The organism is Alteromonas sp. B31-7, assembly GCF_015767655.1.
GTDB lineage: Bacteria > Pseudomonadota > Gammaproteobacteria > Enterobacterales > Alteromonadaceae > Alteromonas > Alteromonas australica.
The window spans coordinates 2,305,859-2,327,469 of the sequence record NZ_CP065233.1 but is presented as its reverse complement, the minus strand read 5'-3'; the positions used below and the strand labels follow the sequence as shown (position 1 = coordinate 2,327,469).

The window sequence follows — 21,611 nt, the reverse complement described above, 5'->3', positions numbered from 1 at the left end:
TATGAAAACACTATTGTCAACGTTCTTACTGACCGCTCTTTTCTTGAGCACAAGCAGTTATGCTCACACATCGTTGAAAACGTCCATGCCAAAAAACAATGCGATGTTAATGTCATCGCCTCCACAATTGTCCGTTGTTTTTACTGAGCCAGTTCGTTTGGCCAAATTGATGTTAAATTCTCAAAACGGCGAGCCTGTCGACTTTAATTTTTCTCCATCGATGGAGTCTAGCACTTTCTTTAATTACGACTTACCGACGTTATCGCCGGGTAACTATACCGCACAGTGGATGTTACTTGGTGAGGATGGGCACAAAATGGACGGTTCATTTGACTTCATGGTTCACGGAAGCAAGTCCATGCAAGATGACAAAAAAGCCCATAGTCAACACAAAGACCATTAAAGAGGAAGATTAAAATGGCAATTTGGGAAGTATTGATCCTATCCACCAAGCTTACTGTCTATCTAGGACTGTCGGCGCTTTTAGGCGGATTTCTTATCCTTCTTTTAGTGCCATTTAGTCTGGAAAAACAATCTCAAGTTCGTCTGCTTCTGCAAGGTCATATTATTAAGTATATGGCTATGTTTGGTTTAGTTGGTGTTTTCGCGACTACGTTGGATTTCTTTTTCCAAGTGGGGTCGCTATCTCAAACGGGTTTCACAGGCATGTTTGATGCGGTCATGCGACGTATGGTTGCACAATCTACTTTAGGGACTATTGCAATAAGTCGGCTGTGCATATTCATCGTCGGCATTGCTTTTTGTGGATCGTTTTATTGGCAACTCGCTCGCAAAAAAACGCCTCAATTTATCGTGACTCTTCTTGGTGCAATAATTCTGTGGGGGAGTATTGGATATGTATTCATGCTTTCCGGGCATACCGTGCAACTGGAACGTTCATATGGTTATGCATTAGCTGTGCATGTGATCATCGCGCTAAGCTGGATGGGCGCTCTTTGGCCGTTGTCAGCAGCATGCCTACACCTATCGCCTACACCGCTATACACTCTGATGCGGCAATTTGGTCATCTTGCTATAGGACTGGTGAGCCTGCTGCTCCTTGCCGGCACTCTGCTAGCATGGGAGCTAGTTGGTTCTGTAGGTAATTTATTCAATCAAATCTATGGACAAAGCCTGCTGTTAAAGCTGGGCTTTGTCAATGCGATCCTGCTGCTTGCCGCATGGCATAAATTAAAATCAACCCCCAAGCTTTTAACGCACAGTAACGCAGCGATAGACATGCGCCGTTCGATCCAAATTGAAATGCTCATTGGACTATGCATTTTTCTGATCACCGCTGTTTTGACTACTGTTCTTGGTCCTCAATCTTAACTTTGGATTTATATGAAAATTAATTACGTTTTAACGATTGTTTTGTCTATTGCGCTGCTTTCATTTAGTACGTTTGCTCATGAGCCACTCAAATCAATAGAGCGCTCTGCAACTCACTTCAGTGGCTTGGATACTGCAGCGGGTCGCAGTGTGCTCGCTTATCACGAAGCATTATCTAATGGACAAGCGGATGACGTCATGAGTGCATTGACATCCGAAGTCATTATTTTAGAGGGATCGCGAATAGAACGCAGTGCTGAAGAATATCGACAACATCATTTACACGCTGATATGCGGTTTTCTGCGGCTGTCAAAACCACAACAATTGAACATCATGTTCGCGTTTATGGGGATACGGCGGTCTCAATTGCCAGAAGCCACACCCTTGGCACATACAAAGGTAAACAAATTGATAAGCAAGGAAATGAAACACTGGTACTTAACCTTATCAATGGTCATTGGAAAATAAGTCATATCCATTGGTCCCATTAACACTTTAATTTATAGGAAAACTTTAAATGACGTTACTTATGCGAATCTCACTCGTCCTGATGTTAAGCACAACTACACTGGGCGTCTTTGCATCACAGGCAGATGAAGACAAAGCGACGATTGAAGAAATTATCATTGCTATTGAAAACGGTTGGGAGTCGGGCCAAGGACGGCCTTTTTATGAACACTATCTCGACCATAAAGGTGCTCGATACATTGAATCAGGCGGCCAAAACACAGGATTAAGTGATCTCGTCGAAAATCATGTGGAGCCAGAGAAAGAAGTACTCAAACGCCTCACCATCGATATATTGGATATGGATATTACAATTGATGACGATATGGCATGGGCGATTACGACCGTAAATGTGTCTGGTGAAGTAAGAAAAACTGGCTCAACATTTGACAAAAAGGGCTACCAAACGTACTTGTTTAAACGAACGAGTAATGGATGGAAAGTCATACATTCACATTCGTCTACCCGCGATAAAAAGCCCCACAAGCATCATTAAGCGACGTCAGTATGCCCATCACTCGCAACGTTACCCTAGACATCATGCGCACGGTCGCCATTGTATTAATGGTGATCTTTCACTTCGCGTATGACTTGCGGTTCTTTGGCTGGGTAGATTGGAGTGTGCCAAATGGTCCTGGCTGGAAACAATTTCGGTATGTCATTTTATCACTCTTTTTCTTAAGTGTGGGTGCATCATTGGTGTTCGCTCATCACCAACGCGTGGATTTGAAATCCTTTGCGAAGCGAATAATGTGGATAGTGGTATGGGCATGCGTTATATCACTATTTACTTATTGGTTTTTCAATAGTAATTGGATATTTTTTGGTGTTTTACACTTTATCGCCGTGGCCAGTGTACTATGCTTTCCCTTCGCACGTTATCCAGTCATGGCTTGTTTTATTGGGATAGGGATTATTACACTGTTCTTAACGAATGTGGTTACAAGTAAATGGCCGTTTAACTTATGGGAATTGGGGCTGCCGTCATCACCCAACGATTATGTTGCACTATTTCCTTGGGTTGGCGTTGTATTGCTGGGCATTGGCGTTGGCCATATGTTTATTAAGGGTATAGATCCCTGTGCTTCACTGAAATTATCAACTAAAATCACGTTTTTAGGACGTCACAGTCTTGCTGTGTATGTGTTACATCAACCTCTGTTTTTTGTAACATTAGGCAGCGTGTATTGGCTTTCGCATTCGGTTATGTGAGTCTAAGTTGAAGATGAGACAATGATAATAAGGGACCTTTGACAAAAGTAGAGCGTTGTTTGTTTTACAAGTAGTCTCGGCGTTTCTAGCACTTGTATATCAGTAATAGTGTGGGTTCATCCAAGCAATAACCGCAGAAATAACGGCAACTAGGATGGCTGTTAATGTTAATACTGTGTTGGCCAAATTGCGTGTCGCTTCATTATATAACGTTTTCACCGCATCAATATCTTGTTCAATACGCGCAAGTCGACGATTAACTTCTGCATTGGAAAGCGTAGCATTCTCCAATAACAGTAAATCTCGATTAATCTCATCAACCTGTTTCTTAAGGCCAACTAATCCGCGATAGAAGTCTGCGTGAACATAGTCATCGGTATCGGCAAAGCAAATGGTGGGAAGAAGTAGAGTAAAAACTAACATCCATTTAAACACTGTATATATCCTAATTACTGCAACTGACGGTTGATCGCCATAGCGCTTGAGTAAGTATTACACCAGCTTAACGGTTTATTGTAATTCCCGCTGCAAAGAGCCTGCAAACCTAAGTTGAGGGTCGTATTTCTTTTTTAAAGCAATCAAACGCTCTACATGGTGACCGAAATAACTGGTCAATGGACAGTCGTTGCCCATGTCATAATTTTGGTAGGCATGGCCATTAAAAAATGGGGATAATCGTTCATAGGTTTGATTAACCCAGTCTATAACCTTGGTATTGTCTCGATCGGGCAGAGTCACACCCGTGATGCTACATACAAATGAGGCATCGCGATGAATAAATGCGGTTTCATGGGTCTCGATATCCTGGATCGCGCCACATAACGGATCGAGCATAATGCCCGCTGCGTTGTCTGGGCAAGACTGATAGCATTGCAAAAGCGCATCAATAAACTGTTCCGTAAGTTCACCTTCAATGATCCCATTGCGCCAATAAAGTGCGTGCCCTTGTTCATATTCATTTGACTGGCACTCTATGTATTGTTTATGCGTAACAGAGATATCGGCATCCGTTTCCCATTTTGCTATGTTATTTAGGTTGGAGTCAGGGTCTTCACTAAACCCCATAATTGATATTTTTGCATTTTGTAACGCTGAACGAGCGATGTATGCATATAAGAATTGCGTTCTCGGCCCCTGCAGTACAGCATCGCTGTATTGCTTTAAAATAGGCTTTGCCTTTTGAATTGGCCATTCAATGATACCTCCTTGAACATAAGCTGGAGCCGGGTGCAGCCTAAATGTTATGTGGGTGATAACGCCAAATTGAGAGCCGCCACTGCCGCGTAGTGCCCAAAAAAGATCAGAGTGTTCCAAAGTGTTTATAACTCTTTGCTGACCATCTGCTGTGATCAGATTAAACGCCAAGACATTGTCGCAACTTAACCCATGTTTGCGTGACAAAAAACCGATCCCGCCGCCTAACGTTGCTCCTACAACACCGACATCCGGGCAGGTGCCTAATGGGATCACTTTCTTATATTTCGATAAGAACAGATCCAAATTATGATTTTTCACACCCGCGCCCACTCTTACTGACTGACCAACTGCGCAAAGTTCTATACTTTGAAAGGCAGACATATCAAGGACAATGCCACCGTCAATAACGGCCGCACCCGTTACCCCATGGCCGCCGCCTTTAACTGATATTTGTAAATTAAGGCGATTGGCATAGTCAATTGTATTAATAATATCGACGTTTGACTCAGGCACGACTATCGCATATGGAAAATGTGAAATGGCTCGATTAAAAACATGACGCCGCGCTGAATAGCCTGTACTTCCAACGTCCCAGACACTGCCGCTTAACTTGTTTCGCAACGACAGTAAGTCAGATTCAGTTGGCTTCGTTGAAATAGTTTTATTGGTATCAATTGGGTTGAGCGGCGCTTCGTCAATGCTTTGCAATAAATCCCAATTTGTTCTGCTAAATGTCTTTGGGTCTATACGATTTAACAATTGCCAAAGGTATTGTGCAACAAGGCGCGGCGGTAGTAGCTTGTTCTCTTCATGTAAGCCTCTTAAAAAGGCCGACATCGGCAGTACATCGCTTGGCACTTGCCGGATTTTTTTTTGCATCGCTGTATCAACATTTCCGGGAGCTGCGGTGGCAAAAACAGCTACATCTTCATTAACTTCTTGTCTAAAACAACTACACACCATATTCAAAGCCGTTTTACTCACACAGTATGCTGATGCGCCTTTCACTGCACTAACGGGTTGCTCGCTTGTCAAATACAGTACGCGGCTATGTTTAAACTTATCCAGGCACAGTTGTGTTATCAAAAAGGGGATATCGCAGTTGATTCTTTGTGCCGTGCGCCATTCTTTGTAGCCTATTGATTGAATAGGTTTAAGCGGTGTGACAATACCTGCACAATGCACTAAGTAATCAATCTGTTCGTATTGGCTAAGCGATTCTTGAATTTCAATCGTTGCCGCTTCGTGATTAAAATCAACGTGTTCTATGACGAGCCGGGATTCAAATTTTTCATTTAACGCTCCTAGTTCTGAGCTATCACGACACAGTGCAACAACAAGCATATCCGGATCCCTTGATAAGAATTCATTAGTCAATGCTAATCCAATCCCTGATCCTGCTCCGGTAATTACCGCAATTATGTGTTTCGTCATTTCTTATTATCCGCTCACCCAATTAAAAATTCCATCTGGTATTCAGCATATGCCGCTGCAAAGTAGCTATGAGGAGACCTGTTGACGCGGCTTGAGCATAGATAATTTTGAACCAAGGATAAATAAATCGATAATTTGATTACGGAAATGTAATGATTCTGTAATCCGATTGTCGTGAAGGATTGATCTAAATCAATTACATTTATCGTGTGATTTATAGGATGGATTTCATCAAAAGCAAAGGATAAATCGGGTGCAAAAAATTACGATAGCACTAATCTGCAATGCCACAAATGCCTATAACAGATGAAGAGCTTGAGGTTTTGGCCGAATTTTTATCGCCCAAATAGCACCTTGACCTGAGTCTAAGACATAGGATTAAGGTGACAAGTCGTCTATTTCAAACCTAAACCGCTCATGTGAGCACAATTAAAGGAAAAATTATGAAAACATTAACGTCATTATTACTGGCCAGCGCCCTTGTCGCTGCGCCAATTGCGACTTCTTACGCGCATCAACACACTGATAAATCTGACATGCCGATGATGGACGGTCAGATGATGAAGAAAATGCAAACACATATAGAAGAAATGCAAGCAGTTTTAGATGCAGTAAAAAGTGAATCTGATCCTGAAAAGCGTGAAGCCATGTTGCATGAGCATGCCCAAAAGATGCAAGACATGATGGGCATGATGGAAGGCAAAGATTCGATGGGAATGAAAGATGGAAAAGGAATGAAAGGCGGCATGGGCATGGAGCATAAACACAGTGATATGTCGACCGATGAGAAAATGAAAATGATGGAACAGCGTATGGCCATGATGGAAGACATGATGGGGCAAATGATGGGACATACGGCTGAAAAAGCGAAGCCAATACACAAGCATAAAAAGAACTAATCAATGCGTTATGAGGCTGGAAAAGCGACTGCCTCTTTTCTTTTAATAATCGCGGGAGTTTTACATGAACAAATTAATCAAGCTTTTATCAATTGCAGTCTTGTCTGTTGGGCTACTAGGGGGCTGTGCAAGCCAGATATACCATGACTACATCATGAGTGGGCAGGTTGTTACCGTCGATGATAAACAAGTAGTGGTGTGTGTCTCTGACACCGATGGTCTCAAAGAACATCAAGTCTTTAATGTTTATCGCACCGTTTTTGATGCGACAGCAATTTCTGAAGGGGAAGACGGCTACTCGCGCGAATTCGTGGGCAAAATTCGATTAGGTAAGACGAAGGATGAGCATTTTGCAGAGGCTATTGTACTTGATGGCGAACTTGCACGTTATGACATGGTCGAGTTTGATCGTGGGTTTTAATCGATATTTTTGAATAGGAGCATGCCGTTGTGAAGATTAGAGAGTGTCACCAAACCTACCGTTTAGCGGCTATTGTGAGTCTGGTATTATCTAGTGTCTTATTCACAACCGCGTGTTCAGCGATAACACAACAAACTAGTTCGAAAGAAAAATCTCAAGAAACACAATCTTCAGACACTGCGCCCGAGTTAGCACCGGCTGACTTTGCAAAGATCCAATCAGCTTTGCGCTCATTAGACAACTCACTGGCAGCGCGATCAAAAAGCAATATCGGCGTTAAACAAAGCGATGCCAGCCCTCAACTCAACGAATCATCTACGCCCCCCAAAGCGACGAGCAAGATGAAGATGGGCATGGGAAAAGGGAAAAAGAAGATGACAATGAACGGAAAGTCTTGCATGGGGATGATGTGTAAGATGATGATGAAAAATAGTTCGATGATGGGTATGCCTCCTGAACAAAATACACCGGAGATATCCAAACCTTCATCAACGATAAGCTTGCCAGGTGCGAGTAGTGCACCTCATATTTACCACCTTGGTGAACAAGCCTTTTTCTTAAACCATACAACAACATTAGAACTAACAGATACGCAGTATCAAACGTTGTTATCGATTCAATCTGAGTGGGAGTCTTCCCAAAAAAGCCTTGCGCAGCAGCGTAGTGCATTAGAGGCATCATTGTGGGAATTGACAGCCCAAGGATTGCCTCAATACGACAATATTAAAGACACCATTAGTGAAATAGAGGCCATAAACAGCACCCTACGCCTACAGTTTATTGCTTCGGTGGGGAAAGCCGTCTCAGTATTAACACCCCCGCAGATTGCGAAAATAAATGCGCTATGGGCGGCTGAACAAAAGGATGCGTCATGACTAGGGGGAGTAAACGCGCATCAATCATTCACCGCTATTGTGTCATTCTAAACGTCGTTCTTTTTTTCGTGATTATAAATGCGCACGCACAGCAACAGACTGAGGATAGTGAGCATGCCAGTCATCATCCTGAGGCAGCGAATGGGCCGAGTGTTGCGGTAAGTACAGATTCTCCAGCTTTAGCCAACCAAGTTGAAGGTCAGCCGGGCAATGCCAACGCAATGATGGGGCCAGGTATGGCAAAAGGCATGGATAAAATGATGGAGAAAATGGGAGCGCCTAAACCTAAAGATCTCTATCCAACTTTAATGCGGATGCAATCAACCACGCCGGAACAAAGAGATAGTATCTTAGGCAAAGCGTCGGCGCGTATGCAACAAGGAAGTGAACAACTGACTACCGGGTTTGAATCGCTCGCCCGTGCCGCAGCCGTTGATGACTATACCCAAATGCAAGTAGCTGTTGAGACCGTTAAAGAAGGGATCGCGCATTTTGATAGTGGTCTTGCGGCAAAACGGGCAATACAAGATGGGCAAGATCCCAGAAGAGTGGCATTAACCTGGTTTAAATCGCAAATGAATTTGCTACCCAGTTCACCAGTGAATGATTCCTCAACACTATTTGGCATGACGCCGTTTCATACTGCAGTGATGCTTGTTCTGCTGATCTTCACTGTCGTCATGGTGTATGTTTATGGATTTAAAATGCGCAGAGCTGCCGCATTGCTAGAAGAGCTTAGGTCCACTGAGACCGCAAGCGCTTCTGCGCCCACTAAGCAAACATCACCTAACGAGATACCTACTAACGCACCTGTAGGGACTGACGCTGTTTTAATACCCGCTACAGCGCATGTATTACCTTCTACGACTATGTCACCGCGTAAAGGTGTCTATAGTGGCAGTATGCAAGTCACCGGTATTTTTCATGAGACCCATGATGTTAAAACGTTTCGACTTGCCAGCGCCGATGGTCAAGTCATCCCATTTAGTTTTGAACCTGGACAATTTGTGACTTTTACGCTCACGATTGATGGTGTTGAAAAACCGGTGAAGCGGTCTTACACCATCGCATCATCACCCACTGAGCAGTATTACTTTGAAGTCACCATCAAACGCGAGGAATTCGGTGTTGTTTCTCGTCATATGCATGACGTCGTAAATGTGGGAGATACGCTTTCAATTAAAGCGCCTGGCGGCAAGTTTTACTTCAATGGTCAAGATGCAAGTAGCGTTGTATTGATTTCAGGGGGGGTTGGGATCACGCCCATGATGAGCGCGGTACGTTATTTAACCACGACGTGCTGGGACGGTGACATTTATTTTCTGTTTTGTACGCGAACGTCTAACGATTTTATTTTTGAACAGGAATTAAAATATCTACAAGCACGTCACCCAAGGTTGAAAGTACTCGTCAGTATGACACAGGCGGATGGCACATCTTGGATGGGACCTCAGGGGCGTTTTTCATCGGCATTGATAAATGAATTCGTGCCGGACATAGCATTAAAAACAGCACACATTTGTGGGCCGCCGGCAATGATGGATGCAACCAAGGATATTTTATCTGAATTGGGTATGCCTGAAGCGAATATTAAAACAGAAGCTTTCGGTGGTGCGAGTCCGAAGAAAACGGCCACTAAAACGGAGGTCGCCCCAAACACGCCTGTAAACAATACGCGCCAAGTGCGATTTAGTTTATCAAATGCACAGGCACAAGCCGGCACAGATGAAACCGTATTGGACGTTGCTGATGGACTTGATGTTGATATTGAGAATTCGTGCCGGGCAGGCTCTTGCGGCAGTTGCAAAGTGAAATTACTGCGCGGCGATGTTGATATGGAGGTTGATGATGGGTTGGAGCCAGAAGATAGGGTCAGTGGTTATATTTTAGCCTGTCAAGCCATCCCTAAAACTGATGTGGAGGTGGAAGCATAGTGAATAGTCAAGAGCGAACCATTGTAGGCAGCTTGGTGGTCTTAATGATCTTACTTTGGCTAGGGTTTGTGTGGCACCGTGACCCAGCATTCCCTGGCAGCTTTGCTGGATTTGTCGTTGGTTTGACTGCGCTGGTATTAATGTTTATTCCGTTGCTTTACATGATCATTAAACGCAACAAAGCACTAAAGAAAGTCGTGACCAAGCAAATAGCCATGCCTACGCTGCTGCGCATTCATATTTATGCTGGAGTATTGGGACCTATTCTTGCACTCATCCATAGCGCCCATCGTTTTGATAGTGCTACTGGAGTCTCCATCATCATCTTTATGATGGTCGTTGTGATCAGTGGGTTTGTTGGTCGGTATGTACTAGGACTTATTTCCTCAAATGTGAAAGAGAAAAAGCGTCAAGTGACCGAACTCCAAGGTGCACTTTCAAGCGCCAAACAATCTCTAAAAGACGCGGTCTGCGACGTAAGATATTCGACTTTCGCCCAAACATCAGCGAGACACATTCCATACATTGCTTTAAGTGTACCTACTTCAGCGCAAAGTAAGCTGTTTCGACAAGAGAGTAAGGTTCTATCTATTATCGATGCCATTTCTGATGTTGAATACAGCATTCTGATTCACGACACTGCGAAAACTTGGTTTGCTCGTTGGTTGAAATTTCATATCGTGATTTCGATAACGCTCTATGGCGTATTGTTCTTTCACATTTTCAGTGAAGTTTACTTTGGACTACGCTGGTTATGATCAAGTGGATAATAGTCATTCTGGGCTTAGTCGCAGCGGGCTTTGGTGTTAGCCATTTTTTTCACACACCAGAGGATCTTTCAAAAATTCCATGGGAACAAATGGTAGAGCCTGGTTCACTGAGCAAAGCGCATGCGTTTTTGGCGGATGACTGCTTGAGTTGTCACACGCCAGTAGAAGGCGTTGAGCGCGACAAGTGTGTGGCCTGTCATGCAAATGATACGCATATCGTCGCGCGTCAACCTACTGCGTTTCACGCCGACATAACAGAATGTGCTAGTTGTCATACTGAGCATCAAGGTGAAGATGCTAAGATTTCACTGATGAACCATATTGCATTGGTCGATATTGGGTTCAATATGCTCCCCAACCCAAACGTGCCGTTTGACGAAGGCGCAGCCACGATGGCTTTTTTAGAAAATGTTCTAGCGAATAAGCAAACGGCTGATCCCCTATTTGTGCATCCCGACGTCAGTGATAAAGAAGCATTATTGAATTGTTCACAGTGCCACAGCAACGATGATCGCCACTTTACGTTGTTCGGAGAGGATTGCGTGCAATGCCACAGTACAGACAAGTGGTCACTGCCGACGTTTATTCACCCCTCGAGTCAATCTCGTGATTGCAATCAATGTCATGAAGCGCCGCCCAGTCACTACATGCAACATTTTAAAATGATTTCCGCCAAAGTCGCTGGCGAGCCAAAAGCCAAAGTGGAGGCGTGTTATGCCTGTCATCAATCGACTTCCTGGAACGATATTAAGCGTGCCGGCTGGTACAAGCATCATTAAGGGGGAGAAACTGTGATCACAAATTCCATTGCGCTGGCAACCTCACTGTTGGTAGCAATAGTATTGTTTCTGCCTCGCCTACGACAATCTGTCCAATGGCGAGCGACAGTAACACCGCTGGCTTCAATTATTGGCAGTGGCTTTTTGATCATTGCACCACTGCTGCATTCGGTAATGGGTAAATGGGCGCTACTGGGCATTATTTTATTGTCGACTCTGGCATATTTGTTGGGTTCAGTCATTCGCTTCAATATACGTCATGCAGAGCCTGAGCTTGCTCGCAATTCACACGGCAGTATCGCAACGCTTGAGAAAGCCAGTCAATGGGCCCTCGGTGCTGCATACGCAATTTCTGTGGCGTTTTACATTAGCTTGTTTGCCGCGTTTGTCTTTGACCGCTTTGCTATTGACGATACAACGCTCATCAAATTGTTTACCAGTGGGCTGCTTGTCATCATTATGTTGGTCGCTTGGCTTCGCGGTGCAAGAGGATTAGAAACCATCGAGTTATTCGCAGTCACAATTAAGTTGGCGATTATTATTGGTGTACTAACAGCACTAGCAACTTACGATATACAAGTAAAAAGTGCGTGGTTTAAACATGAGGCGATACAATCCCTCAGCCATTTTGAAACCCTTAGCATGCTTGCCGGTATGCTTATGGTGACACAAGGGTTTGAAACCACGCGTTTTATGGGCAATAGCTATAATGCAGAGCAGCGTATTAAAGCGGGACGATATGCCCAGTGGATTGCCATTTTCCTTTACGTTGTTTTTATTGGTTTAACCTGTCCCATTTTTCTCGATTTTCCGATAACCGAACTGAATGAAACAACTATTAGTTATACCCTGGGTCAAGCCATTTGGGTATTGCCGATATTATTACTTGTGGCCGCGACGGCAAGCCAGTTAAGTGCCGCATTAGCCGATACTATCGGTGGCGGTGGTTTGCTAAAAGAACTCTTCCATTTACCTATATCTCCTCAGTTTTATTATGTTCTTGTCATCGCGATTGCAGGCATATTAGTTTGGTCATCCAACGTATTTGAAATCATTAATCTCGCGTCAAAGGGATTTGCACTGTATTACCTTATACAAACACTCATCGCATTCAAGCTAGTACTACTGCGTCCCAAAGAACAACGCTTCAAATCGCTTCAATTGCTTGGTCTTTGCGCGATTGTTGTTTCCTTATCCTTTGTGATTGGCTGGTCGATACCAGCACCGCACAGTTAATAGAGGACAGAGGCTAATGCAATCCGCAAAAACATGTTCGCCAGCAGTTCGCGTCACAAATTTTCACGCATCACTCATTGAAACTGCGTGGGAGTTAACCCAGCGTTGTCGCAAAAAGTATGATTTCAAACATATTGGTTTGGCCGGAGGCGTCTTCCAAAACCGCATTTTATGCGATGGCCTAGCTGAACGTTTTGCACAATCAGACATTCCTGTTGTTATCCCAAGCTGTTTACCTTTAAACGATGCAGCAATAAGTGTCGGGCAAATTCACGAATATTGCTCAAGGAGATCATCATGAAAGGCATAGAGCGTAAATTACGCCAATGGGAGGAAGACGCTTCATGAGTGAGCTTGAAGATGAGCCACTTCCACGGATCTGTTGAAGGTTCAGGTGTTGACCTGTGAGCGGCTCACAGGTTTATCGTATGAAGGTTAGAGTAAAACATAGGATTAAAGGCGTGTTGTAGCAGCACAACTATGTTGATAAAGACGGGGGGTTAAAATGCGGGTAAAACAAATAGCAGATGCACTAGATATTAGCGTTGATACCGTGCGCTATTATACGCGCATTGGACTTTTGGTCCCAAATAAATCCCACAATGGATACAAGTATTATCGGCCGGCGGATGTGACGCGACTGCGGTTCATTTTAAGTGCGCGCGCCTTAGGTTTTTCGGTCAATGATATTAAAGAGATCCTAGTTACATCTTCACAAACCAATGCGCCGTGTCCAACGGTAAGGCGTCTTATTGAAAAGAGGTTGAAAGAGACTGAACAGCGGTATCAGGACATGCATGAACTTAGAGAGCGCATGCGCTTAGCCACTTCAGAGTGGCAAAACAAACCCGATCAACCTCCAACGGCCGATACGATATGCCATTTAATTGAAGGTTTCACAGCGCTTAAGTCATAACAAGGTTTAAATAGGGAGTGGTTCATGAATTCTAAAACAGACAGTGCGAAAGCACATGGGTGTTGTAGTGGCGGCGATAAAACATCAACTGCGAACGAAGCGGTTGACACTAAAACGCAGACCAGACAGGTGTCTTCCGAAGCAGGCGAGATACAACTTAATATTCAAGGGGCGAGTTGTGCCAGTTGCGTCACTAAAATTGAAACAGCCTTAAAACAAGTCGCAGGCGTCACCGGCGCAGAAATGAATTTTGCACAGCGTACAGTGCTTATCAATGGTAATGCCTCACCAAGCGAACTGGTTGGTGCGGTAGAAGAAGCTGGGTATAACGCAACGCTGGCAAATGCCGATTCTGATGAGGCTGCCATTGAAGAAAAAGAGCAAGCGGATTGGGCTTATTATAAAAAGCTAATGCGACATATGGTCATCGCATTGTCGCTTGGAGTACCGCTCATGATCTATGGTTTGGTAACCGGGGAAATGAGCGTCAACACGACCACGGAGCGAATTGTATGGTTGATTATTGGGCTCATGACATTAGGTGTCATGGTGTTCTCTGGTCGGCATTTTTATGTGGGTGCATGGAATTCGTTTAAAAATCATTCGGCCAATATGGATACTTTGATAGCCTTGGGTACAGGAACCGCCTGGTTGTACTCGATGACAGTTGTGTTCTTCCCGGGCTATGTCCCTGAAATGGCACGACATGTTTATTTTGAGGCAACCGCTATGATCATCGGCCTAATTAATTTAGGCCTGGCCCTTGAGATCAAAGCACGCGGTAAAACCTCAGAGGCCATTAAAAGGCTGATAGGCTTGCAAGCCAAGACTGCACGTGTCATCCGAGATGGCGATGATATTGATATTCCTATTGAAGATGTTTTGCTCAATGATCTTATCCGGGTTCGACCCGGAGAACGCATTTCTGTGGATGGTGTAGTCGTCGAGGGCCAAACCAGTATTGATGAATCAATGCTAACGGGTGAGCCCATGCCAATTGAGAAGCGAAAAGACGATGAGGTTGTGGCCGGTACCATCAACAAATCAGGCTCTATCGTCTTTCGGGCAGAACGCGTGGGAAAAGACACCGCGCTAGCTCAGATCATCAACATGGTAAAACGTGCACAAAATTCAAAACCACCTATTGGTCGATTGGCAGATGTTATTTCTGCCTATTTCGTGCCAGTTGTTATGATCATTGCAGTAATGAGCGCACTAGCGTGGCTCAATTTTGGTCCGGCTCCCGAGGTTGCCTTCGCAATCGTGTCAGCAACTACGGTACTGATTATTGCATGTCCTTGCGCATTAGGTTTAGCCACGCCGATGTCGGTCATGGTGGGGGTTGGCAAGGCGGCTGAAGCAGGCGTACTTATCCGCAACGGTGAAGCGCTGCAATCTGCTTCGAAAATTACCACAATGGTATTAGATAAGACCGGCACCATAACAGAGGGGGCGCCTAAAGTTACCGACGTTGTTATTGCGTCAGATCACAATCAAGATGACGTGCTTTCGTTAGCTGCAAGCCTGGAGTCGGGTTCCGAACACCCACTCGCAATGGCGATCGTTGAATCAGCGAAAGAGACAGGTGTGCCGATCCACTCGGTGACTGATTTTGAGTCCATTGCAGGGAAGGGCGTAGCGGCAACACTGAATTCTCAGCGTTTGCTATTTGGCAATGAAAAATTGATGAAAGAAAAATCAATAGAACTTCATCATTACGTTGATAAAGCGCAGAGGCTGGCCGCAGAGGCTAAAACCCCAATGTATTTCGCGATTGATTCAAAATTAGTTGCCGTCATTGCTGTTGCCGATCCCATAAAATCAGACTCAATAGATGCGATTAACCGCCTACAGCACAACGGAATACGTGTGGTGATGTTGACGGGGGACAATCGTATGACTGCAAAAGCCGTTGCTCGAAAGGCGGGGATTGTTGATTACGTTGCTGAAGTGATGCCAGAAGATAAAGCAAACAAAGTGCTCGAACTTCAACGTGAGGGTGAAATCGTCGGAATGACCGGCGATGGGATCAATGATGCGCCCGCCTTAGCCCATGCCAACGTCGGATTTGCTATCGGAACAGGCACTGATGTCGCAATAGAAAGTGCAGATATCACGTTGATGCGAGGCTCCTTACATGGGTTAGCGGATGCGATTGCAGTGAGTAAGGCAACGCTGAGAAACATAAAGCAGAATCTCTTCGGAGCATTTATCTATAACGTCGCGGGGATCCCATTTGCTGCAGGTGTTTTTTATCCATTTTTAGGCTTACTACTTAGCCCAGTAATTGCCGGTGCAGCGATGGCATTCTCGTCGTTAACGGTAGTGACCAACGCGAATCGATTACGTTTATTCAAAGCTAAAGAGCACTAGGAGAACCTAAAGATGATGTGGATTAATTTGATAGGGTTAGTCGTGATTGGGCTTATTGTTTGGTGGTTTTGGCTTTACCAAACAAAGTCAACTGAAGTACGAGACGGCAGCATCGAAGTCCGCGTGAAAGATGGCGTATATCAACCTGCCAATATCACAGTGCCCGCGAATGAGTCTGTACAACTGATGTTCTATAGAGAAGATGCGACCCCCTGTGCGGAAACACTACTAATACCCGAGTTGGAGATCAGTGAAACATTAGTGCTTAACAAGCGTGTGATGGTCACTATTCCCCCCAAAAAGGCAGGTCGCTATCCGTTTCATTGTCAGATGCAAATGTACCGTGGCACTTTGGTGATCAAGTGACTTACCGTTTTCTGAAAACTTAAACGACACAAAAGCGAGGTGTATTGTGAATAAACAAAAATTACCTTTTTGGCGCACCCCCAGTGGTTGGTCCGCCATCGGACTTATAGCGGCGGCAAGCTATTTCTTGTTTGTCGAGCATGGTGAACATGTTTTCCCTTATCTACCTTACTTGATCCTGCTGCTATGCCCAGTGATGCATATCTTTATGCACGGAAGTCATGGTAAAGGGCATGAGACACATACTAACGACGAGCAAACATTTAAAGAGCAAACCGAAGACAATGATCAATACAGACAAGGTTATATCGAAGGGTTAGAGCAGGCACGCAAGGAAAGACGTAAAACGGAGAGCGACAATGCCCGGTGAATCAGATTATGGGCTTTGGACGTTAGTCATCATTAACTCCGCAATATTTATCTTTTTTGCGTTTAGTTTCGTCAAGCCGAAGTCAAAAACAGACTGGCGAAGCTTAGGCGTATTTTCCGCTTTTATCGTGGCGTTATTTACTGAAATGTATGGTTTCCCGCTTACCATCTATTTTTTGTCCGGTTGGTTAGCCGAAAGTTACCCAGGCGTAGATTTTTTAAGTCACGAAAATGGTCACTTGTGGCATACACTGTTGGGGTTATCTGGCGATGCGCATTGGGATGTACTGCACATCTTGAGTAATGTTCTCATCGTTTTAGGATTCTTTGTTTTATCTGCTTCGTGGAATGTCCTGCATCACGCGCAAAAAACGAGCAGTTTAGCGACCAGCGGTTGGTACGCACGTTGTCGGCATCCCCAATATGTTGCCTTCATTGTGATCATGTTTGGCTTTTTACTGCAATGGCCAACACTACCCACTTTGCTCATGTTTCCCATTCTCATTGTTGTCTATGTTCGACTGGCCAAACGCGAAGAGCAGCACGCCGAAACTGAGTTTGGTGATACCTATAGGCAATATAAGCAAGCCACGCCAGGTTGGTTCCCACGATTTCTCAATTCAAACGTTTCAAGCCCCGTGTAAGGATTACAAAATGAAGAAAGCATTAGTTTCAATATTGTTTGTCGCAGGCGTTTTATCCGCTACCTTTACGAGTGCTCAGACATCCATGAGTGCCGATGAGATGTTACGCAGTAACGAGCGCGTCATGGATGCATTAATGCAACGCATCCAACGGATCAATGACGTTTCTGAGAGGCAAACGTTGATTGTTGAGCATATGAAGATGATGGATACCTACTTAACGAGTATTGAGAAGAGGATCCAAAGTGAATCTAATACTGAACAAAAGATACTATTAAAAGAGACATATAGAAAAGGCCTGCAAAGAAGTCTTGTTCTTATCGAAAGCGGCATATCAGCAAGCGACATTGTTGTGATGGGGAACTCGATAGATGAACATTTGTTGTTAATAGAACAAAGAATGACAGTTTTACAATCGTTAATGCAGCAAATGGTTAATGCCAATAGCGTTTTAAGTAATTAGTGACGTGACTGACATAACTGTGTAGGTAATTAATTTATAGGAGAAAAGTATGAGCGATTTAGATCACAGAGTGGGCGTTTCTGAGGCTAATTTAGTGGTACGGCATTTGAAGTTAACCGGCATTACCGACGGTAATTTATTAGCAATTGTTGCTGAAATTGATGGGACCTTTGGTATTGATGCCGTTTCATTTGAAGAAGCCAAAAACACTTTGCATATCGGCTATGACGCGACCCACTGCAATTTAGATGGCATTGAGACAATCATTCGTGCACACGGTGCAGACATTTCTGATGATTTTTGGACAAAGATGAAAGAAGGCTACTACCAATTCGTTGACGAAAACATTCGTGAAAATGCGAAACATAAACCTTGGAGCTGCCATCGTGTCCCACCCGGGCAAAGCAATAGACAGAAATAGTGTAGCGCGAATCGAGCAACTTTGTGTTGGACTTCACCAATCAGCACTAATTAAAACAGGATATTAGCACTGTGGATCATAGTAAGAATGAAATGGGATTCGAACCGGCGCACATACAAAGTATTCTTTATTTTGTATCTCACAGCGAACCTGTCACAATCTCCGACGAGCAAGCCCTTGATGTTATTGCACAACTTCGTACCCCTCACCTTGACGCAGGAGATCTTATTCTCACGTTTGGCGCTAAAGAAAACAAACCATCAAACCTTTTTACGGGTGATAAACGAGCTTTAAAGGCGGTTAACCGAATGCAACATAACGGTGTATTAGCAATGGAAGGTTGCCATATGCTCGACTTGGAAGAGGCTATCCGTTTGCTTATGATGTGTGGTGATAAAGATCAGATTATTGCAAGTATCCAATCTCGTCCACATGTAGATAAAGCGATTGATATATGTTTTCGTGACATAGCGTCGGTAGACGACGCCTTGAATAGCTACATAGAAAGCATTCGTTCTCAGTGCAGTTTACTGTCATTCGGGTTAACCCAAAACATTTGTTAACATGGAAATTTGGCCTGTTATTTGCTTTAGATAATGTGTGTGTTATCCGGCACACCAGTTTTTAATGAGATCAACGCGAACAGAAGGGTTTCCACTATGCTAAATACCGATTTACTCCAAGTCACGAACACGCCAAATCAAGCCATTAAACCAACAGACAACGAAACCAAACAAAGTGAAGACGGGGGTTGTAACAAAGAGAAGTTTGAAGATTCGCTAGAAAAAGCTTTCAAAGCATTCTCGACAAAGAGTGACGATTAAAAACGTGGCAAGTTTTGACCGCTGGAAGCGCCTATTTTCCCATTGCGGGCAAATGGGCGCATAAAGTATTTTAGAGCAATTTGGAAAGTGATTGTGGCTTCATCAATAGGTGTTAGAGCAACACCCAATGTTTAAGCTCCAATTGCTTGATAAAGCATCCAAATTCCAGCACCAATCATAAACAAATTTTCAGTAAGCGAAACAAAACCGAGGGGAACATTACTGTCTCCGCCGACGCAAGCGCATTTCAACTCGCGTTTATCTACGTAAACAGCTTTAAATACCGATACTGCACCAATGGTTCCAATAAAGAGAGATACGGGGCCAACGACATAGCCTGATATTCCGGCAAGCATACCAATCCCAGCGAACGCTTCCGCAAATGGATAAACGTAACCGTATCGCACACTGCGCATCGCTAGTAAATCATAAGTAATAAAAGAATTAGTAAAGCCATATAAATCGCGTAATTTTTGAATCGCAAGAATCGACATACTAAGTGCAACAAAGACTTCGATGACTGGAACGGTCGAAAGTGACCCAATTGTGCCGGCGTGCGCGAATACAATACCTAACGCCATTAGAAATGCGGTCGCAAAAATGGCAATAACCGGCGTGTAGGTTGTGCCAGTCTGTCCCGCTTCTCCCATATCAAAAAATTCCCTTAGCTCGTCATATCCCCCAATACGGTTGTCATTAATAAATGTTTGAGGTGTTGTTTCAACGCCATGTTTACCCTTAAATTTATCCGTTTCTTCACGAGAGCTAAGTTTATGATCGTCGATTTTATAACCTTTTCTTTCTAACAGGTCTTTAGAACGCAAGCCATAGGGGCAAATATGTTCCTTCGTATGCATTCTGTATAACGTTGCAGATTTACTCATGTTTGTTATCCGGTATAAAATAATAATAAAAGATAATCGTTACTTTTTACTAAAGTCGGGGACTGGGCGCTGAGTTGCTTCATTCGCTGAGGCCACGATGCCATTATTGTTGATATCTGAGATTAACCATTTCATTTCCTTAATCTCACGCTCTTGCGCGTTTATAATTTCTTCGGCCAATTTTTGAACTCGGACATCATCAATATTTGCACGCTCACTGGTTAAGATCGCAATAGAGTGATGAGGTATCATTGCTTTCATCCACGCGCGACCTTCAATGGTGACTTGCGATCGCACCAAAAACAGCGCCAAACAAAAAACAACGACACTACCTACTAAAATTGAAGCGTTTTTAATTTTGCTTTCATACATATTCAGCATAAATAGCAGCATGATGACCGCCATCATCGCCCCCATGTAGATAGCCATGTATAAGCGAGTCTCGCTAAAGAAAACGTGTTCAATTGAATATGAATTTAAGTACATCATAACCAACATAAAGGCGGTAGAGGTAAGTATCATCACGAAAAATTTAGTATATTTAGTCATGTTTAATTCCTTGAATTCTAGATTAATGTTTCATGTATTTAATTAAAACTGAGGCCGAACAGCTCACGAGTAAAAAGCCAGTCATTGCTTCTATTCCAGCAAGAAATCTCAAATGAGAAGTCGCTTCAATCTGGCCTAGCCCAAGCGTAGTCAAGTTGATTAGCGAAAAGTAGAAAAGCTCAATAAACTGGTTTAAGCTGCCACCCTTTAAGTTCCCTAGGTCTATTGCTATGGAAACTTTAAAAGCAAATGTAAACCACAGAGCTGCTAGCAATTGAGACGCTGTAATCCCACAAAACAGTACAATTAAACCGCGTGCTCCATTGCGAAGACGAACTATGAATTTCGTCAAGTACTGCAATATACGGTAATGGCTAAGTGCACTTGCAATAATTGCTAGTAATGCGACTGACAACTGAATCAGTAACGCCATAAACTGTTGGGATAATTCAGGCATTAGAACCACACACGGGCACCGAGAACCACACCCGTTTCATGAACAGGATCGCCTATGCCACGTAGATTATCCGCTGACGCTCCCAAGGCTCTAGACCAATAGGCACCAATATACGGGGCAAATTCCCGTGAGACCTCCATTCGATAGCGTAAGCCAACACGAATTGAATTAAACCCAGAAGGTCTATCAAACCGTTCTGACTCAGAAAGTGAAGCAGACAGTGATATTCGCGGTTGCAAATATGAGGTTTGTGACATGCGATAGTCATACTCGGCTTCCATTGAAACACTGACATCACCGTCTTCGTTAATGATAAGTGAACTATCTACTTCAAATTGATAGGGAGCCATTCCAAAAAGGCTAACTACAGCATAATTTTCCATATTACTGTCACTCGTCAATTCGCCACGGGCACCAATTCCAACCTGAATTTCCCAAAAAGGTGCAATTAAGCGACTAGCAAGCAGTTCAGCTCTTTCAATATCCGTTGGCTCCCCATCGTTTTGTTTATTTTCACCTTCACTTTTAAAATAAAGACGGTACGTGTCGCCTCCATACCATGCGATCATATCCCAAATCGCGATGTTCTCCTCACGGTTGTTGCGCGCTACTTCTAGCCTGTCAAATAGAACAATACCATTAAGTGTATCTTTGACAGGCGATGGCCAGCTTTCAGGTGTTTCTTGTGCGACACTACGAAGTGTTACGGTAAGTATTATTAGTCCAAATATAATTCGTAAATTCATGA

At 43.8% G+C, this 21,611-nt stretch carries 28 protein-coding genes; 22 read left to right on the top strand and 6 right to left on the bottom strand.

The genetic code is table 11. The annotated features are described in order from the left end of the window. Position 1: 1 nt before the first annotated feature. From IUA53_RS09850 to IUA53_RS09830, 5 genes are read left to right on the top strand one after another with little or no spacing between them, the layout of a single operon-like run. Positions 2–403 carry a copper resistance CopC family protein gene (locus IUA53_RS09850; protein ID WP_044447430.1) on the top strand — a complete coding sequence of 134 codons (402 nt, stop codon included), beginning with the start codon at positions 2–4 and terminating at the stop codon, positions 401–403. A gap of 14 nt (positions 404–417) precedes the next feature. Continuing rightward, a complete protein-coding gene (locus tag IUA53_RS09845; RefSeq protein ID WP_044447432.1) occupies positions 418–1,332 on the top strand; it encodes a copper resistance D family protein in 915 nt (304 codons plus the stop codon). Positions 1,333–1,344: 12 nt separating this feature from the next. After that, the gene (locus IUA53_RS09840; protein WP_044447434.1) at positions 1,345–1,824 is read left to right on the top strand and encodes a YybH family protein; all 480 of its coding nucleotides are present in this window, start codon (positions 1,345–1,347) and stop codon (positions 1,822–1,824) included. A gap of 26 nt (positions 1,825–1,850) precedes the next feature. Beyond that, a complete protein-coding gene (locus tag IUA53_RS09835; RefSeq protein WP_044447436.1) occupies positions 1,851–2,336 on the top strand; it encodes a nuclear transport factor 2 family protein in 486 nt (161 codons plus the stop codon). Positions 2,337–2,347: 11 nt separating this feature from the next. Then, positions 2,348–3,052, top strand: a complete 705-nt coding sequence (locus IUA53_RS09830) for a DUF1624 domain-containing protein (RefSeq protein ID WP_044447438.1) — start codon at positions 2,348–2,350, stop codon at positions 3,050–3,052. Between the two features lie 99 nt (positions 3,053–3,151). Here the strand turns inward: IUA53_RS09830 and IUA53_RS09825 are convergent, their stop codons facing one another. Further along, positions 3,152–3,487, bottom strand: coding sequence for a hypothetical protein (locus IUA53_RS09825; RefSeq protein ID WP_231401115.1), 336 nt, complete (start codon positions 3,485–3,487; stop codon positions 3,152–3,154). Between the two features lie 75 nt (positions 3,488–3,562). Next, positions 3,563–5,683, bottom strand: coding sequence for an SDR family NAD(P)-dependent oxidoreductase (locus IUA53_RS09820; protein WP_196897012.1), 2,121 nt, complete (start codon positions 5,681–5,683; stop codon positions 3,563–3,565). Positions 5,684–6,126: 443 nt separating this feature from the next. On the opposite strand from IUA53_RS09820, the gene IUA53_RS09815 reads away from it, so the two are divergent. The 17 genes from IUA53_RS09815 (at position 6,127) to IUA53_RS09740 (ending at position 18,973) form a co-directional block, all read left to right on the top strand. Beyond that, positions 6,127–6,582: a hypothetical protein gene (locus IUA53_RS09815; protein WP_044447442.1), complete on the top strand. Its 456-nt coding sequence runs from the start codon at positions 6,127–6,129 to the stop codon at positions 6,580–6,582. A gap of 64 nt (positions 6,583–6,646) precedes the next feature. Then, on the top strand, positions 6,647–7,003 hold the full coding sequence (locus tag IUA53_RS09810) for a hypothetical protein (protein ID WP_117316841.1): 357 nt from the start codon (positions 6,647–6,649) through the stop codon (positions 7,001–7,003). A 29-nt stretch (positions 7,004–7,032) separates the two neighbouring features. Next, the gene (locus IUA53_RS09805) at positions 7,033–7,878 is read left to right on the top strand and encodes a hypothetical protein (protein ID WP_196897011.1); all 846 of its coding nucleotides are present in this window, start codon (positions 7,033–7,035) and stop codon (positions 7,876–7,878) included. Next, entirely contained in the window at positions 7,875–9,812 is a 1,938-nt protein-coding gene (locus tag IUA53_RS09800) for a 2Fe-2S iron-sulfur cluster-binding protein (RefSeq protein WP_196897010.1), read from the top strand. The genes IUA53_RS09805 and IUA53_RS09800 overlap by 4 nt, the downstream gene beginning before the upstream one ends. After that, the gene (locus IUA53_RS09795) at positions 9,812–10,570 is read left to right on the top strand and encodes a hypothetical protein (protein ID WP_013755285.1); all 759 of its coding nucleotides are present in this window, start codon (positions 9,812–9,814) and stop codon (positions 10,568–10,570) included. Before IUA53_RS09800 ends, IUA53_RS09795 begins: the two co-directional genes overlap by 1 nt. Next, entirely contained in the window at positions 10,567–11,361 is a 795-nt protein-coding gene (locus IUA53_RS09790; RefSeq protein WP_013755284.1) for a multiheme c-type cytochrome, read from the top strand. Before IUA53_RS09795 ends, IUA53_RS09790 begins: the two co-directional genes overlap by 4 nt. Before the next feature lie 12 nt (positions 11,362–11,373). After that, positions 11,374–12,597: a hypothetical protein gene (locus IUA53_RS09785; protein ID WP_044447451.1), complete on the top strand. Its 1,224-nt coding sequence runs from the start codon at positions 11,374–11,376 to the stop codon at positions 12,595–12,597. 16 nt (positions 12,598–12,613) lie between these two features. Further along, the gene (locus IUA53_RS20465; protein ID WP_044447453.1) at positions 12,614–12,898 is read left to right on the top strand and encodes a Kae1-like domain-containing protein; all 285 of its coding nucleotides are present in this window, start codon (positions 12,614–12,616) and stop codon (positions 12,896–12,898) included. A gap of 204 nt (positions 12,899–13,102) precedes the next feature. Continuing rightward, on the top strand, positions 13,103–13,513 hold the full coding sequence (locus IUA53_RS09780; RefSeq protein WP_044447457.1) for a MerR family transcriptional regulator: 411 nt from the start codon (positions 13,103–13,105) through the stop codon (positions 13,511–13,513). A gap of 24 nt (positions 13,514–13,537) precedes the next feature. After that, the gene (locus IUA53_RS09775; RefSeq protein ID WP_196897009.1) at positions 13,538–15,886 is read left to right on the top strand and encodes a heavy metal translocating P-type ATPase; all 2,349 of its coding nucleotides are present in this window, start codon (positions 13,538–13,540) and stop codon (positions 15,884–15,886) included. A 12-nt stretch (positions 15,887–15,898) separates the two neighbouring features. Then, positions 15,899–16,252, top strand: a complete 354-nt coding sequence (locus tag IUA53_RS09770; RefSeq protein WP_044447459.1) for a cupredoxin domain-containing protein — start codon at positions 15,899–15,901, stop codon at positions 16,250–16,252. Between the two features lie 46 nt (positions 16,253–16,298). Continuing rightward, positions 16,299–16,622 (top strand): DUF2933 domain-containing protein, encoded by a 324-nt coding sequence (locus tag IUA53_RS09765; RefSeq protein WP_013755268.1) that lies wholly within the window; start codon positions 16,299–16,301, stop codon positions 16,620–16,622. Beyond that, a complete protein-coding gene (locus IUA53_RS09760; RefSeq protein WP_196897008.1) occupies positions 16,612–17,265 on the top strand; it encodes a methyltransferase family protein in 654 nt (217 codons plus the stop codon). Before IUA53_RS09765 ends, IUA53_RS09760 begins: the two co-directional genes overlap by 11 nt. 10 nt (positions 17,266–17,275) lie before the next feature. Beyond that, complete coding sequence (locus IUA53_RS09755; RefSeq protein ID WP_105935235.1) at positions 17,276–17,728, top strand: hypothetical protein; 453 nt, start codon at positions 17,276–17,278, stop codon at positions 17,726–17,728. A gap of 49 nt (positions 17,729–17,777) precedes the next feature. Beyond that, positions 17,778–18,149 (top strand): hypothetical protein, encoded by a 372-nt coding sequence (locus IUA53_RS09750; RefSeq protein ID WP_044447462.1) that lies wholly within the window; start codon positions 17,778–17,780, stop codon positions 18,147–18,149. 71 nt (positions 18,150–18,220) lie between these two features. Next, entirely contained in the window at positions 18,221–18,712 is a 492-nt protein-coding gene (locus IUA53_RS09745) for a hypothetical protein (protein WP_196897007.1), read from the top strand. A 96-nt stretch (positions 18,713–18,808) separates the two neighbouring features. Beyond that, entirely contained in the window at positions 18,809–18,973 is a 165-nt protein-coding gene (locus tag IUA53_RS09740) for a hypothetical protein (RefSeq protein WP_044447465.1), read from the top strand. Positions 18,974–19,104: 131 nt separating this feature from the next. Here IUA53_RS09740 and IUA53_RS09735 read toward each other — a convergent pair whose 3' ends face one another. From IUA53_RS09735 to IUA53_RS09720, 4 genes are read right to left on the bottom strand one after another with little or no spacing between them, the layout of a single operon-like run. Next, positions 19,105–19,857, bottom strand: coding sequence for a MauE/DoxX family redox-associated membrane protein (locus IUA53_RS09735; protein ID WP_044447467.1), 753 nt, complete (start codon positions 19,855–19,857; stop codon positions 19,105–19,107). A gap of 39 nt (positions 19,858–19,896) precedes the next feature. After that, the gene (locus IUA53_RS09730; protein ID WP_044447469.1) at positions 19,897–20,406 is read right to left on the bottom strand and encodes a DUF305 domain-containing protein; all 510 of its coding nucleotides are present in this window, start codon (positions 20,404–20,406) and stop codon (positions 19,897–19,899) included. Between the two features lie 22 nt (positions 20,407–20,428). Next, the gene (locus IUA53_RS09725) at positions 20,429–20,863 is read right to left on the bottom strand and encodes a two pore domain potassium channel family protein (protein ID WP_172655516.1); all 435 of its coding nucleotides are present in this window, start codon (positions 20,861–20,863) and stop codon (positions 20,429–20,431) included. After that, a complete protein-coding gene (locus IUA53_RS09720; protein WP_044447474.1) occupies positions 20,863–21,609 on the bottom strand; it encodes a copper resistance protein B in 747 nt (248 codons plus the stop codon). Before IUA53_RS09720 ends, IUA53_RS09725 begins: the two co-directional genes overlap by 1 nt. Between the last annotated feature and the right edge of the window lie 2 nt (positions 21,610–21,611).

Excerpts from the sequence above, each read along its gene's own strand:
- IUA53_RS09850 (WP_044447430.1), top strand. The coding sequence starts at position 2 with ATGAAAACACTATTGTCAACGTTCTTACTGACCGCTCTTTTCTTGAGC.
- IUA53_RS09840 (WP_044447434.1), top strand. The coding sequence starts at position 1,345 with ATGAAAATTAATTACGTTTTAACGATTGTTTTGTCTATTGCGCTGCTT.
- IUA53_RS09790 (WP_013755284.1), top strand. The coding sequence starts at position 10,567 with ATGATCAAGTGGATAATAGTCATTCTGGGCTTAGTCGCAGCGGGCTTT.
- IUA53_RS09770 (WP_044447459.1), top strand. The coding sequence starts at position 15,899 with ATGATGTGGATTAATTTGATAGGGTTAGTCGTGATTGGGCTTATTGTT.
- IUA53_RS09730 (WP_044447469.1), bottom strand. The coding sequence starts at position 20,406 with ATGACTAAATATACTAAATTTTTCGTGATGATACTTACCTCTACCGCC.
- IUA53_RS09725 (WP_172655516.1), bottom strand. The coding sequence starts at position 20,863 with ATGCCTGAATTATCCCAACAGTTTATGGCGTTACTGATTCAGTTGTCA.
- IUA53_RS09720 (WP_044447474.1), bottom strand. The coding sequence starts at position 21,609 with ATGAATTTACGAATTATATTTGGACTAATAATACTTACCGTAACACTT.
- IUA53_RS09755 (WP_105935235.1), top strand. The coding sequence starts at position 17,276 with ATGAAGAAAGCATTAGTTTCAATATTGTTTGTCGCAGGCGTTTTATCC.
- IUA53_RS09760 (WP_196897008.1), top strand. The coding sequence starts at position 16,612 with ATGCCCGGTGAATCAGATTATGGGCTTTGGACGTTAGTCATCATTAAC.
- IUA53_RS09800 (WP_196897010.1), top strand. The coding sequence starts at position 7,875 with ATGACTAGGGGGAGTAAACGCGCATCAATCATTCACCGCTATTGTGTC.
- IUA53_RS09780 (WP_044447457.1), top strand. The coding sequence starts at position 13,103 with ATGCGGGTAAAACAAATAGCAGATGCACTAGATATTAGCGTTGATACC.
- IUA53_RS09775 (WP_196897009.1), top strand. The coding sequence starts at position 13,538 with ATGAATTCTAAAACAGACAGTGCGAAAGCACATGGGTGTTGTAGTGGC.
- IUA53_RS09815 (WP_044447442.1), top strand. The coding sequence starts at position 6,127 with ATGAAAACATTAACGTCATTATTACTGGCCAGCGCCCTTGTCGCTGCG.
- IUA53_RS09735 (WP_044447467.1), bottom strand. The coding sequence starts at position 19,857 with ATGAGTAAATCTGCAACGTTATACAGAATGCATACGAAGGAACATATT.
- IUA53_RS09750 (WP_044447462.1), top strand. The coding sequence starts at position 17,778 with ATGAGCGATTTAGATCACAGAGTGGGCGTTTCTGAGGCTAATTTAGTG.
- IUA53_RS09835 (WP_044447436.1), top strand. The coding sequence starts at position 1,851 with ATGACGTTACTTATGCGAATCTCACTCGTCCTGATGTTAAGCACAACT.
- IUA53_RS09830 (WP_044447438.1), top strand. The coding sequence starts at position 2,348 with ATGCCCATCACTCGCAACGTTACCCTAGACATCATGCGCACGGTCGCC.
- IUA53_RS09820 (WP_196897012.1), bottom strand. The coding sequence starts at position 5,683 with ATGACGAAACACATAATTGCGGTAATTACCGGAGCAGGATCAGGGATT.
- IUA53_RS09810 (WP_117316841.1), top strand. The coding sequence starts at position 6,647 with ATGAACAAATTAATCAAGCTTTTATCAATTGCAGTCTTGTCTGTTGGG.
- IUA53_RS20465 (WP_044447453.1), top strand. The coding sequence starts at position 12,614 with ATGCAATCCGCAAAAACATGTTCGCCAGCAGTTCGCGTCACAAATTTT.
- IUA53_RS09740 (WP_044447465.1), top strand. The coding sequence starts at position 18,809 with ATGCTAAATACCGATTTACTCCAAGTCACGAACACGCCAAATCAAGCC.
- IUA53_RS09845 (WP_044447432.1), top strand. The coding sequence starts at position 418 with ATGGCAATTTGGGAAGTATTGATCCTATCCACCAAGCTTACTGTCTAT.